Source organism: Ruegeria sp. CG8 (assembly GCF_056537165.1).
Window position 1 is genome coordinate 346,876 of the sequence record NZ_JBQFRA010000005.1, and the last position, 12,831, is coordinate 359,706.

General features: G+C 63.1%; 11 protein-coding genes. 4 read left to right on the forward strand and 7 right to left on the reverse strand.

Annotation, left to right across the window (positions count from 1 at the left end):
• Window positions 1-73: 73 nt before the first annotated feature.
• On the reverse strand, window positions 74-343 hold the full coding sequence (locus ACR0EF_RS16660; protein WP_170343184.1) for a CBU_0592 family membrane protein: 270 nt from the start codon (window positions 341-343) through the stop codon (window positions 74-76).
• 22 nt (window positions 344-365) lie between these two features.
• The gene (locus tag ACR0EF_RS16665; protein ID WP_170343185.1) at window positions 366-929 is read right to left on the reverse strand and encodes a helix-turn-helix domain-containing protein; all 564 of its coding nucleotides are present in this window, start codon (window positions 927-929) and stop codon (window positions 366-368) included.
• Between the two features lie 105 nt (window positions 930-1,034).
• Here ACR0EF_RS16665 and ilvD point away from each other — a divergent pair, with 105 nt between their 5' ends.
• A complete protein-coding gene (gene ilvD / locus ACR0EF_RS16670; RefSeq protein ID WP_170373257.1) occupies window positions 1,035-2,867 on the forward strand; it encodes a dihydroxy-acid dehydratase in 1,833 nt (610 codons plus the stop codon).
• A gap of 129 nt (window positions 2,868-2,996) precedes the next feature.
• Here the strand turns inward: ilvD and ACR0EF_RS16675 are convergent, their stop codons facing one another.
• Window positions 2,997-3,815 (reverse strand): sulfotransferase family protein, encoded by an 819-nt coding sequence (locus tag ACR0EF_RS16675; protein WP_170373258.1) that lies wholly within the window; start codon window positions 3,813-3,815, stop codon window positions 2,997-2,999.
• Between the two features lie 143 nt (window positions 3,816-3,958).
• Here ACR0EF_RS16675 and ACR0EF_RS16680 point away from each other — a divergent pair, with 143 nt between their 5' ends.
• Window positions 3,959-5,536 carry a DUF5928 domain-containing protein gene (locus tag ACR0EF_RS16680; protein ID WP_170373259.1) on the forward strand — a complete coding sequence of 526 codons (1,578 nt, stop codon included), beginning with the start codon at window positions 3,959-3,961 and terminating at the stop codon, window positions 5,534-5,536.
• A gap of 45 nt (window positions 5,537-5,581) precedes the next feature.
• Here the strand turns inward: ACR0EF_RS16680 and amaB are convergent, their stop codons facing one another.
• Window positions 5,582-7,081, reverse strand: coding sequence for an L-piperidine-6-carboxylate dehydrogenase (gene amaB, locus ACR0EF_RS16685; protein ID WP_437342653.1), 1,500 nt, complete (start codon window positions 7,079-7,081; stop codon window positions 5,582-5,584).
• A gap of 17 nt (window positions 7,082-7,098) precedes the next feature.
• Complete coding sequence (locus ACR0EF_RS16690; protein WP_170372527.1) at window positions 7,099-8,205, reverse strand: saccharopine dehydrogenase family protein; 1,107 nt, start codon at window positions 8,203-8,205, stop codon at window positions 7,099-7,101.
• A gap of 245 nt (window positions 8,206-8,450) precedes the next feature.
• Here ACR0EF_RS16690 and ACR0EF_RS16695 point away from each other — a divergent pair, with 245 nt between their 5' ends.
• Complete coding sequence (locus ACR0EF_RS16695) at window positions 8,451-9,449, forward strand: LacI family DNA-binding transcriptional regulator (RefSeq protein WP_170372584.1); 999 nt, start codon at window positions 8,451-8,453, stop codon at window positions 9,447-9,449.
• Here the strand turns inward: ACR0EF_RS16695 and ACR0EF_RS16700 are convergent, their stop codons facing one another.
• Window positions 9,450-10,583, reverse strand: coding sequence for a Gfo/Idh/MocA family protein (locus ACR0EF_RS16700; protein ID WP_170372528.1), 1,134 nt, complete (start codon window positions 10,581-10,583; stop codon window positions 9,450-9,452).
• A gap of 43 nt (window positions 10,584-10,626) precedes the next feature.
• The gene (locus ACR0EF_RS16705; protein WP_170373260.1) at window positions 10,627-11,730 is read right to left on the reverse strand and encodes a Gfo/Idh/MocA family protein; all 1,104 of its coding nucleotides are present in this window, start codon (window positions 11,728-11,730) and stop codon (window positions 10,627-10,629) included.
• Window positions 11,731-11,826: 96 nt separating this feature from the next.
• Here ACR0EF_RS16705 and ACR0EF_RS16710 point away from each other — a divergent pair, with 96 nt between their 5' ends.
• Window positions 11,827-12,831 (forward strand): PfkB family carbohydrate kinase, encoded by a 1,005-nt coding sequence (locus ACR0EF_RS16710; protein WP_170373261.1) that lies wholly within the window; start codon window positions 11,827-11,829, stop codon window positions 12,829-12,831.

Genomic DNA, 12,831 nt, shown 5'->3' on the forward strand with positions numbered 1-12,831 from the left:
TCCCCTTTACGCGCAGGGATTTCCCTATACGCGCAAAGGTGCGGGTTCAAGGCTGGATCGGGTCCCTGCGGCCCTATCGCGCCCGTCGCAGGCGGAAATGCTGGATGATGCCGATCACGCTGATGGCGATCCAGAAACTTTCGATCAGCATCGAGGCCAGGTTGAAGTTCTGCAGCAGCGAATAGGCGATCAGCACCGAGCCGACGAGGTTGACCACCGGAAAGGCCAGATCGTCGGAATTCATCATCCGCATCTGTGTTGCGAAATAAGCCGCAACCACGATCAGCGCCCCGAAGGACCCGATGCCATCGGCCAGCGTCAGGCCGTTCAGGAATTCCGCCATCAGGTTGTCCCTTTCCGCCGTATCACCCGACCGCAGCGGTCGCAGGCCGGTGTCCGTAGTGATGCATGTTCAAGAAGGCCGCGCCCTCGGGACCGGCGCGATAGCCATGCGGCAAGTCGGCCGGAAAGCGCAACCCCTGGCCCGCGCTCAGCGGCACCCATTCGCCGTTCCGCAGCACCTCAAGCGCGCCGCTCAGGACGAAGACTTCCTCGGTCACGCCGGCGGCATGGGCGGGGGATTCGTGGCACTGATTGGGGTCCAGTTCGACGTGAAAGGTCTCGGCCCCCAGAACCGGGTCGAAGGGAAAGACGATCTTGACCTTCAGACTGCCGGGAAAGGTCACGGTGCGGAACCGGGCCGCATCTGCCGGATCACGCAGGGCGCCGGTTCCGATCAATGCGCTCAGCGGCATCTGGAACCCCTTGGCGATCTTCCACAGCGTCGCGATGGTGGGGCTTGATTCGCCGCGCTCGATCTGGCCCAGCATGGCCTTGCTGACTCCGGTCAAATCGGCCGCTTTGGCCAGGCTCAGCCCCGATGCCGCCCGGACGTCTCTGAGTTTCAGGGTGATGTCGTCCGATTCCATGGCCAAGTCCCGCGATTTACCTTGTGCGTTATAACGCACATGTGCTACGTGCGCTATAACGCACGCAACACTGGTTTTGCAACCGGGCAAAAGGGAAACAGCATCATGCCAATGTACCGATCCAGAACTTCGACCCATGGCCGCAACATGGCCGGTGCCCGCGGCCTGTGGCGCGCCACCGGGATGGGCGACGACGATTTCGGCAAGCCGATCATCGCCATCGTCAACTCGTTCACGCAATTCGTGCCGGGCCATGTCCACCTCAAGGATCTGGGTCAGATGGTCGCCCGCGAGGTTGAGGCCGCCGGCGGTGTAGCCAAAGAGTTCAACACCATCGCCGTCGATGACGGAATCGCCATGGGCCATGACGGGATGCTGTATTCGCTGCCCTCGCGCGAGATCATCGCCGACAGCGTCGAATACATGGTCAACGCACACTGCGCCGATGCGATGGTCTGCATCTCGAACTGCGACAAGATCACCCCGGGCATGCTGATGGCAGCGATGCGCCTGAACATCCCGGCCATCTTCGTCTCGGGCGGGCCGATGGAAGCCGGCAAGATCGACATCGCCGATCTGGATGTGAAGAAGATCGACCTGGTCGACGCCATGGTCGCCGCCGCCGATGACAAGTACACCGACGAGCAGGTCAAGCATATCGAAGAAAACGCCTGCCCCACCTGCGGATCGTGCTCGGGCATGTTCACCGCGAACTCGATGAACTGCCTGGCCGAGGCGCTGGGTCTGGCGCTGCCGGGCAATGGCTCGACCCTGGCCACCCATGCCGACCGCAAGGAGCTGTTCCTGGAGGCCGGCCGCCGCATCGTCGAAATCACCAAGCGTCACTATGAGCTGAACGAAAAAGGCTTCCTCCCGCGCGAAATCGCGACCTTCGAGGCCTTCGAGAACGCCATGAGCCTGGACATCGCCATGGGCGGCTCGACCAACACGGTGCTGCACCTGCTGGCCATCGCGCATGAGGGCGGGGTGGATTTCACCATGTCCGACATGGACCGGCTCAGCCGCAAGGTGCCCTGCCTGTGCAAGGTCGCGCCCAACACCGAAAACGTCCACATGGAGGACGTGCATCGCGCGGGTGGCATCTTCTCGATCCTGGGTGAGTTGAGCCGCGCCGGCCTGCTGCATGACGACTGCTGCACGGTGCATTCGGCCAGCATGGCCGAGGCCATCGCCAACTGGGACATCACGGTGACCAACAACCCCAAGGCGCAAGAGCTGTTCAAGGCCGCCCCCGGCGGCGTGCGGACGACCCAGGCGTTCAGCCAGTCGAACCGCTACAAGGAACTGGACACCGACCGGGCAAACGGCGTGATCAGGTCCAAGGACCATGCGTTCAGCCAGGATGGCGGTCTGGCCGTGCTGTTCGGCAACATCGCGCGCGACGGCTGCATCGTGAAGACCGCGGGTGTGGACGAGAACATCCTGAAATTCACCGGCACCGCCTATGTCTGCGAAAGTCAGGACCAGGCGGTGAACGACATCCTGACCGGCAAGGTCAAGGAAGGCGACGTGGTCGTGATCCGGTATGAAGGCCCACGCGGCGGGCCTGGTATGCAAGAGATGCTGTACCCGACCTCATACCTGAAATCCAAAGGTCTGGGCAAAGCCTGCGCGCTGCTGACCGACGGACGCTTCTCGGGCGGCACCTCGGGCCTGTCGATCGGTCACGTTTCGCCAGAGGCGGCCGAAGGCGGCGAGATCGGCCTGGTTCAGAACGGGGACACGATCGAGATCGACATCCCCAACCGCTCGATCCATCTGGCCGTGTCCGACAAGGAACTGGCCGAACGCCGGGAAGTCCAGGACGAAAAAGGCTGGGTTCCCGCTGCACCGCGCAAGCGCAAGGTGTCCACGGCACTGAAGGCCTATGCCAAGCTGGCCACCAGCGCTGCAAAAGGCGCGGTGCGTCAGGTTTGAACACTACCGGCCTGCGCAATGCGGGCTGGTCCGTTCCCTGAAACCGAAGTGCTCCCGCGCCTGACAGGACCCATCGGCTGCGCCGCTGCCTCCATCAGTCTTGGGCCGGGCGCACTCCGGAAAGTTGGGTCAGTCACCCAATTTGGCGTGAATCTCATCCAAGTCGATTTCACCTGTCGGCATCTTGTTGGCCGGATTTTCGAAATCGTATTTGAACAGTTCGAAATCCTGCTTGTAGATTTCATAGACCAGATGCATCGACAGGTCGTCGAAATAGTCCTCGACCGGATGCGCACGTTTGGGGCCGTGGCCTTCGGATTCGTTGAAGCGCGGGATTTCGGACAAAGTTACAGTACGTGGCGTTTCGACCTGGTCCAGCACGCCCTGCATGCCCTCGTTGAACTTCTCGGTCCAGAAAATCCGGTCATAGCGCCCGCCATTCACGATGAAGGTCGACACATGCCCCGACATGGCCGACCAGTGGATGTCCGGGTCCATTGGCCGCCGCCAACGGATCGTGTCGCGGGCAAACAGAAGAAACCGGCGGAAACTGGCAATCTGGTCGAATTCGCCCTTGCCGTCCTCGCCCCCGACCTCGATCCCGTAATTGTAGATCAGCGTCGGCACCAGATTGCCCCGGTACCGTTTCCCGTTGCGCTGAATGCCGCAGATCTTGTCGAAGAACGAACTGAGGATCCGCGTGTAGGGGTTGCGCACGCAGGTGAACGCGAACGACTTGTGTCCGCGCACATTGGCCGAGATCACATCCTGGCTGTGGTCAAACGCCCATTTGTGCATCCCGTCTTTGGCGTCGTGGATATCGCCGTCAAAGAACCGACCGTGATCCGAGTAATACATGATCTGCCCGATGGTCGAGCAGGCGCATTTGGGCACCACGCGATAGACCATGCTTTCGCTTTCGGTCATCCATGTACCGGGAAATCCCATCTGCCATGCCTCCTTAGCCGGCCGAGTCTCAAGGTGATGCGCCAGCTTTTGACGCCAGAGAAGCAAAAATATTCTGTTTATTCAATCGCTCATCCTCAGTATCACGGTTGGAACCGGGCAGTAACGGACTTCATGCAACGCCAATGGCCAAGATCGCCTACATTCTGTTGTGTCACAAAGACCCTGATGCGATTATCGCACAGGCCGAACGGCTGACGGCCGCAGGGGACTGCATGGCCATCCATTTCGATGCCAGCGCATCCGCCCGGGATTTTGACCGGATCCAGACGGCCCTGAAAAGCAATCCCAATGTGACCTTCGCGGCCAGGCGGATCAAATGTGGTTGGGGGGAATGGTCGCTGGTTCAGGCCACACTGAACGCGGTGCACGCCGCAGTCGACGCCTTCCCGCGAGCCACCCATTTCTACATGCTGTCGGGCGACTGCATGGCGATAAAGACCGCGGAATATGCGCATCGGCTTCTGGATGAAACCGACAAGGATTTCATCGAAAGCCACGACTTTTTCGAAAGCGACTGGATCAAGACCGGCATGAAGGAAGACCGGCTGATCTACCGTCACTATTTCAACGAGCGTACGCAAAGCAAACTGTTCTATGCCGCCTACGAGGCCCAGAAACGTCTCGGCCTGACCCGCGAGATCCCGGAGGATCTCCAGATCATGATCGGCAGCCAGTGGTGGTGCCTGCGCCGCCGGACAATCGAGATGATCCTGGACTTCCTGCGCCAGCGTCGGGACGTGGTCCGTTTTTTCTCGACCACCTGGATTCCGGACGAGACGTTCTTTCAGACCCTGGTGCGCCACCTGATCCCCAAAACCGAGATCGAAAACCGCACGCTGACTTTCCTGATGTTCTCGGACTACGGGATGCCGGTGACGTTTTACAACGATCACTACGACCTTCTGCTGACGCAAGATTACCTGTTCGCCCGCAAGATCAGCCCCGAGGCGCAGTTGCTGAAGCAGAAATTGGGTGCGCTCTATGCCAGCGAAGGGGTCGAATTCCAGATATCGAACGAGGGACGGAATCTGCACGGATTTCTGACCGGCCGTGGCCGCGTGGGACGCCGGTATGCGCCCCGCTTCTGGGAGACGGCCAACACGCTGGGCGCCGATCGCGATCTGTACATGGTCGTCTGCAAGAAGTGGCATGTGGCCAAGCGGCTGATCGACCAGATCGCCTCTGAGACCAACCTGCCCTGCATCGAGTACCTGTTCAACGAGGAAACCGCCCCGCTGCCCGATCTTGGGGGCTTGGAGACCACGCTGGTCAAACGATCCCGGCATCGCAGGGCGGTCACCCGGATGCTGTACGATCACTTCGGCACCGACCGGTTGCTGATCTGCCTCGATCCCGCCAGTCTGGATATCGTACAGGATTTCTGCTCGGACAAGGCGCGCACCCATGTGCTTGAAATCGAGTGCACCTATTCGGACGCGTATCTTGTGGGCCACGCCATCAGGGTCGGGCTGGCCGGAGAAAACAGCCCAGCCGCAACCGTCGAACGCCTGTTACCGACGATCCGCAGCGATCTGGCCTACGAATCCGAACAGCTTCGCGGTGCCGGGATCGAGAGGTTCTTCCGATTGCGCGAAACCGCTGACCCGGCTGAGAACGTGGCCGCGATCGCAGGATTCCTTGGGGTTTCGGAGGAGACCGCCCAGTCGATCATGCGGCTTGATTACCTGTTCACGGACTGAACGAAAGTGTTGGCCCGGCCGCGCTAGGCCGCCGGGGCCGGGTTATCAGATGTCGAACTTCACGCCCTGCGCCAACGGCAATTCGGCCGAGTAGTTCACGGTGTTCGTCTGCCGCCGCATGTAGCCCTTCCAGGCGTCCGAACCGCTTTCGCGTCCGCCACCGGTTTCCTTCTCACCGCCGAACGCGCCACCGATCTCGGCGCCCGAGGGGCCGATATTCACGTTGGCGATGCCGCAATCGGACCCGGCGGGCGACAGGAACTGTTCCGCCTCGCGCATGTTCAGCGTGAACACGCAAGACGACAGGCCCTGCGGCACGTCGTTCTGCATCTCGAGCGCCTCGTCGAAACCGTCATAGCCCATGACATAGAGGATCGGCGCAAAGGTTTCGGTCATTACGATCTCGGTCTGGCCCGGCATTTCGACGATCGCGGGCTGCATGTAGACACCGCCCTCGGGCACGCCGTCGGACACGCGCTTGCCGCCGAAGACGGTGCCGCCCTCGGCCTCGGCCGCCTTCAGTGCGGCCTCCATCGCCTGCCCCGAGGCCTCGTCCACCAGCGGACCGACCAGCGTGCCTTCGGCCAGCGGGTCACCGATGGGCAGACCGGCATAGGCCTTTTTCAGCCGCGCAACCAGATCGGCACGGATCGAGTTGTGCACGATCAGCCGCCGCAGCGTGGTGCAGCGCTGACCCGCGGTGCCCACGGCCGAGAACACGATGGCCCGCACCGCCATTTCAAGATCGGCCGAGGGGCCCACGATCATGGCGTTGTTGCCGCCCAGCTCCAGGATGCACTTGCCGAACCGCTGCGCCACGATCGGCGCGACCGCGCGGCCCATCCGGGTCGAGCCGGTGGCCGAAATGATCGGCACCGCCTCGCTGGCCACAAGCGCCTTGCCCAGATCGGCACCGCCGATCAGCAGTTGCAGCAGCCCGTCGGGCGCATCGCCGAACCGGGCCACGGCCTTTTCAAAGATCTTCTGACAGGCCATCGCGGTCAGGGGCGTTTTCTCGGACGGTTTCCAGATCACCGGATCGCCGCAGACCAGCGCCAGCGCCGCGTTCCACGACCAGACCGCGACCGGGAAGTTGAAGGCCGAGATCACGCCGACCGGACCGGCCGGGTGCCAGGTCTCCATCATCCGGTGGCCGGGGCGTTCCGAGGCGATGGTCAGGCCATACAGCTGGCGCGACAGGCCCACGGCAAAATCGCAGATGTCGATCATCTCCTGCACTTCGCCCAGACCTTCCGAGGTGATCTTGCCGGCCTCCCAGCTGACCAGCGCGCCCAGGTCTTCCTTGGCAGCGCGCAATTCCTCGCCCAGCAGGCGGATCAGCTCGCCCCGGCGCGGGGCGGGCACGGTGCGCCAGGCCTTGAAGGCTGCCGTGGCGCGGGCAAAGACCGCATCCATGTCGGCAACGGGCGTTTCATGCACCCGCGCCAGCACGCGGCCGTCGATGGGCGAACGGACCTCCAGCGACCCGCCGGTCAGCTCGGCTGCCGTCAGGCCCAGTTTTTCGAGTGTGTGTTCTGCAGTCATGACTACGTCTTTCATGTTCAGGCCGCCTTGTTCTGGGGGGTCACTTCGCCAGCGCGGTACAGCTGGCCGAATTCGGTGTTCAGGAAGTCATCCAGCCCGACCTGCTCTTGCCGGACAAAGCCTTGGGTGGGCAGCGCGCCGGTGCGCATCAGGTCGACCACGCCCAGAACGCCGGCGGCGGTGGTGATCTGGATCGCGCTCCAGACCTGGCCGTCGATGGTGCGGGCAAAGGATTTGTTGATCAGGGATTTCTCGCGCAGGGCCCCGTCGATCATGCCCTTGGCCGTGCAATAGACCAGAACCACATCCTGATCGGTGCGCGGCAGCGCGGTTTCAAAGATGTCCTTCAACAGGTCGCGGCGCTGGCCCAGGCCCAGATCGGTCAACAGCAGCTTCAGGATGTCGCGATGGCCGGGATAGCGGATCGAGCGATAGGACACCGCCCGCGCCTTGCCGGCCAGCGTCTCGGGCAAGGTGCCCAGGCCGCCCGAAGTGTTGAAGCATTCGTATTCCACACCGTCATGGCCGATGATCTCGTAATCCTCGAGCGGCGCGGTCTTGACCCGTTCGCCATTCACGATGGCGTCGCAGGGGTTGCAGTATTCGTTGATCAGCCCATCGGTGGACCAGGTCAGATTGTATTTCAGCGCATTGGTCGGATAGAGCGGCAGCGCGCCCACTCGCATGTGCAGGCTGTCCAGCGTGTCGAAGTCGGCCGCCAGTGCGGCTCCCGCTATGCCGACGAAACCCGGGGCCAATCCGCATTGCGGCATGAAGGCGGTGCCGCTGTCGCGGGCCAGTTCGCGCACGGCGTTGGTCGCGGCGACATCCTCGGTCAGGTCGAAATAATGCGCACCCGCCGCCTTGGCTGCCTTGGCGATGGCAGGCGTCAGGAAAAACGGTGCGGCCGAGATCACCGCATCGAACCCCGCAAGCCCCTGTGCCAGCCCGGATTCGTCGCCCGCGTCGATCTGGCGGGTGGTGATGCCCTGCCTGTTCAACGCCGACAAGGCCGTCAGGTCATGGTCGGCCACGGTTACGGTATAATTGTGCGATTTCTTCAACAGGGCGGCGATCATCTGTCCGATCTTTCCGGCCCCGACGACGCAGATGTTCCAACTCATTGCGCGCCTCCTCCTCTGCTCTGGTTCCAGTATGACCGCGCCGCCGTCCGGGCACAGCAATCGAGTTGACGAAACGGGCGGCTTTTCCGCCATAATGACGAAAATTGAATCATAATGTCGGATCACGGCCGCAGCGTCTTGGAACCTGACGTCAGGGGTGGAAATGCCTTGCAACCGATTGCACCATTTTTGCAATGATGCGACATTCAACAGACCCGATCGACCTCACGAAGGAGACCAGGCAAGTGGGCGTTACGCTGAAGGAAGTTGCGGCCTTGGCCGGGGTGTCGCGGTCGGCGGTGTCGCGCACCTTCACGCCGGGCGCCTCGGTCTCGGCCAAGACCCGCGCCAAAGTGGAAAAGGCCGCCAAGGAACTGGGCTACAGCCCCAACGCGCTGGCCTCGTCGTTGACGACGGGGCGGACCAAGCTGATCGGGCTGATCTCGAACAACTTCCACAACCCCATCTTTCTTGAGGTTTTCGACCAGTTCACCCGCGCCCTGCAGGAACGCGGGCTGCGCCCCCTGATCGTGAACCTGACCGACGAGACCGAGCCCGCCAATTCCGTGCGCATGCTGCGGCAATATTCGGTGGATGCGGTGATCGTCGCCTCGTCGACCTTGCCGCCCAGCTTTGCCAAGGCGTTCCACGATGCCGGCGTGCCGGTGGTGCACACCTTCGGGCGCTCGGCGACCTCGCCCGAGGTGCATGTGGTGGGCATCGACAATGTGGAATGCGGACGCATGGCCGCCCGCGAGTTGGTCTCGCGAGGCTATGCCAGCGTGGGCTATCTGGGCGGGCCGATCGATGCGACCTCGGCACGGGACCGGCAACGGGGCTTTACCGAGGAAATGGCAAACCACCCACAGGTTCCCGTCAGCCATTCTTTCGCCGGGGCCTACTCCTTCGAGGCCGGCCGGGCCGAGATGCTGCGCCTGCTGGCGGGTGAGCCGGCGCAGGCCTATTTCTGCGGCGACGACATCCTGTCGATCGGGGCGCTGTCGGCGCTGGCCGATCACGGGCTGAAACCGGGTTCCGACATCGGGATCATCGGCCTGAACGACATGGAGATGTCGCGCTGGGAATACATCAACCTGACGACCATCCATCAGCCGATCAAGCAGATCATCACCGCCTCGGTCGACCTGGTTGAAGAGATGCTGAAGACACCCGATCGCTACCCCGAGGCGCGGATCTTTCCCTGCCGGGTGATCGAGCGGGGCACGTTGCGGCCCCGCCCCTGATCAGCGAAACATTGGCGGGCGCGCGTCCTGCCAGGCGCCCTCGGCCCGGGCTGAGGCCACGGCCGCGTGAACCGCGGCAATCGAGCGGACGCCATCGGCGGCGTTGGGCAGCCCATCGCGCGGTTCGCCCCGGATCGCGTCGGCCAGATCGCAATAGATATTGGCCACGGCCAGCGGAAAGCCTTCGGGATGGGCAATCGCCACGCGCGACAGACGCATCGCGTCGTCATGCAGGCCGCCCTCGCCCTTTTCGATGATCTGGGTTCGTCCACCGACCGGGGTGTAGATCAGCTGGTTGGGGTGTTCGGACGCCCAGCGCAGCCCGCCGGTCTCGCCGAACACCTGGATGTCGAACCCGTGCTGCCGCCCGATCGCCACGGACGAGGTCCACAACCGGCCCACGGTGCCGCCCTCCATGCGGAAATTGACCATCGCGTCGTCTTCCAGCTGGCGGCTGGGAATGGTCGAGGCCATGTCGGCCGACAGCGTCGCGACCTCGTCATCGCAGATGAAGCTGGCCATGTGCAGCGCGTGGATGCCGCAATCGGCGAATTGCCCCGACACGCCCGCCATGGCCGGATCATAACGCCAGCGCACGCGCGGATTGTCCGCGTCGGTGGCGTCCCCATGATGGCCGTGGCTGAAATTGGTGACGACCAGGCGCACCTTGCCGATCTCGCCGGCGCGGACCATGGCGCGGGCCTGCCGCACCATCGGATAGGCCGAATAGCAGTAGTTGACCGCACAGATCTTACCCGACTCCCGGGCCACGCGCACGATCTCTTCGCCCTCTTCCACGGTCATGGTCATCGGCTTTTCGCACAGCACGTTGAACCCGGCCTCAAGATAGGCCTTGGCGATCTCGAAATGGGTGGCGTTCGGGGTGGCGATGGTTACAAGGTCGATCCGGTTGGGCCGGTCCTTTTCGCCGGCCAGCATTTTCTGCCAGTCGCCATAGGCGCGGTCGGCGGGCACACCCAGCCGCTGCGCATAGGCGCGCCCCGCCTCGGGCCGGTGGTCCAGCGCGCCGGCGGCGAATTCGAACAGGCCGTCGGCCTGTGCGCCCAGACGGTGGGCGGGTCCGATCTGGCTGCCTTCTCCGCCCCCGATCATGCCCCATTTCAACTTTGCCATGGTCTTGGTCTCTCTGCGAACGATGTTGGAAAACGTGCCGGGCCTAGAACGCGCCGACGTCCTGCCAGCCGCGACTGTCGGCCGAGGCCAGCGCCGCCGCCAGCACCCGGTTGACCTCGTGCCCGTCCCGGAAGGTGGGCCAGTTGCTCCGGCCGGAATGAATGGCGGTCAGAAAATCCTTGGCTTCGATGATGATCTGATCCTGATATCCGGTGCCGTGGCCGGGACCCTGGCAAAAGGGCTCATAATCGGGATGCTCCGGACCGGTCAGGATCTTGGTGAAACCGCGCTGGGCCTCGGGGCCTTCGCGGCGATAGAGCCACAGGGCGTTCTGATCCTCCTGGTCAAACCGGATCGCGCCCTTGGTGCCCGAAATCTCGTAGGCATAACCCATCTTGCGGCCGGTCGCGATACGGCTGAAATATAGGTTCCCCATGACGCCGTTTTCAAACCGACACATCATCTGGGCGTGGTCGTCATTGGTCACTGCACCGCCCGGGCGGGTGTGGTGAACGGTTTCCACATCGGCCATGACCTGCGCGATCGGCCCCACCAGAGCCAGCGCGCCATTGACCATGTGCGGCGCCAGATCGCCGATGGTGCCGTTGGCCATGCCGGTCGTGCGCCAGGTCGCCGTGGCCTCGGGGTCGGCATAGAAATCCTCGGTATGTTCACCGCGGAACCATGTGATGTCGCCAATCGCGCCGTCGGCGATCAGCTGGCGGGCAAACTGGCTGGCCGGGGTGCGGATATAGTTGAACCCGACCATGTTGACGGTGCCCGAGGCCTCGGCCGCCGCCACCATGGCACGGCTGTCCTCAAGCGACGCGCCCAGCGGTTTTTCGCACAGCACCGGCTTGCCCAGCGCCAGCGCCGCCTCGGCGATCTGCCGGTGGGTGGACTGGGGCGATGCAATCACGACGGCCTCGACCACCGGATCTTTGACCAAGGTCTGCCAGTCGGCGGTGGCACGGCGGAACCCGTAGGCGGCGCGGTAGCGTTCGGCACTGTCAAGGCTTGAGGCGCAAATCATCTCGAGCCGCGGTCTGAGCGCGGTGTCGAACACGGCGCCCACGGCGGACATGGCCACCGAATGGGCTTTGCCCATATAGCCGCCTCCGACGATTCCAATTCCGATTTCTCGCATTTTGGGCGGCTCCGAACATACTGATTGCAACCGGTTGCAAAATCAGTATCGTGAGAATCGATCCAATGCAAGGTCCATCGGATCGGCGGGATCAAAATGCCTGGGAGGAACAGTTTGAGTCACTTGATCGACGGCATCAAAGGAAACCGGTTTGCCGTTTTCGGGCGCGCTGGCATGGACATGTTCGCCGATCCGGTCGGTGTCAAAAGCGAACATGCCGACATGTTCCGCGCGGACTTGGGCGGTTCGTCCGCGAATATCTGCGCGGGTCTGGTCAAGCTGGGCAGCCAGGCGTCGCTGATCACCTCCGTCTCGGATGACGCGGTTGGGCGGTTCTGCCTCAACAAGTTGCATCACTATGGTGTCGACACCTCTTTCATCCGCGTCGTCGGCGGTGAATACCGCATGTCCTTGGCGGTCTATGAAAGCTGCATCGAGGACTTTCAGAACGTCATCTACCGAAACGGCGCCGTCGATTTTCAGGTCACCGAAGATGACATGGACCGGGTCGACTATGGCCGCTTCAGCGCGGCGATCTCGGCCGGAACCGTGTTTGCCGCCGAACCGTCGCGCAGCGCTACGTTCCGCGCCTTCGACAATGCGCGCAAGGCCGGCCTGCCGGTGATCTTCGACATCGACTACCGGCCCTACAGCTGGCCCTCGGCGCAGGTCGCCGCCGACGTGCTGTCGCGCGCGGGCGAGGCCAGCGACATGATCGTCGGCAATGACGAAGAGTTCGGTTTCATGGCCGGCGGGATCGAGAAAGGCTTCCGGAAAGCCTGCGATCTGGCCGAGAAACCCGGCCGCATCGTCATCTACAAGATGGGCGAAAAGGGCGCCGTCACCTTAACCGACGGGCAAGAGATCCACACGGGCATCTACCCGGTCACCGCCGTCAAACCCAACGGCGCGGGCGACAGCTTCATGGCCGGGCTGCTGGCCTCGGTCGCGGCGGGCCATTCGCTGGAACAGGCGGTGTTGCGCGGATCGGCCTGCGCCTCGATCGTCGTGTCCAAACCGGGCTGCGCGCCCGCCATGCCAACCACCGAAGACCTGGACGCCTTCCTTGCGTCCCACCCCGGCCCCACCCCGGCCGGATAG

Excerpts from the sequence above, each read along its gene's own strand:
- ilvD (WP_170373257.1), top strand. The coding sequence starts at position 1,035 with ATGCCAATGTACCGATCCAGAACTTCGACCCATGGCCGCAACATGGCC.
- ACR0EF_RS16690 (WP_170372527.1), bottom strand. The coding sequence starts at position 8,205 with ATGAGTTGGAACATCTGCGTCGTCGGGGCCGGAAAGATCGGACAGATG.
- ACR0EF_RS16700 (WP_170372528.1), bottom strand. The coding sequence starts at position 10,583 with ATGGCAAAGTTGAAATGGGGCATGATCGGGGGCGGAGAAGGCAGCCAG.
- ACR0EF_RS16660 (WP_170343184.1), bottom strand. The coding sequence starts at position 343 with ATGGCGGAATTCCTGAACGGCCTGACGCTGGCCGATGGCATCGGGTCC.
- ACR0EF_RS16705 (WP_170373260.1), bottom strand. The coding sequence starts at position 11,730 with ATGCGAGAAATCGGAATTGGAATCGTCGGAGGCGGCTATATGGGCAAA.
- amaB (WP_437342653.1), bottom strand. The coding sequence starts at position 7,081 with ATGACTGCAGAACACACACTCGAAAAACTGGGCCTGACGGCAGCCGAG.
- ACR0EF_RS16680 (WP_170373259.1), top strand. The coding sequence starts at position 3,959 with ATGGCCAAGATCGCCTACATTCTGTTGTGTCACAAAGACCCTGATGCG.
- ACR0EF_RS16710 (WP_170373261.1), top strand. The coding sequence starts at position 11,827 with ATGCCTGGGAGGAACAGTTTGAGTCACTTGATCGACGGCATCAAAGGA.
- ACR0EF_RS16665 (WP_170343185.1), bottom strand. The coding sequence starts at position 929 with ATGGAATCGGACGACATCACCCTGAAACTCAGAGACGTCCGGGCGGCA.
- ACR0EF_RS16675 (WP_170373258.1), bottom strand. The coding sequence starts at position 3,815 with ATGGGATTTCCCGGTACATGGATGACCGAAAGCGAAAGCATGGTCTAT.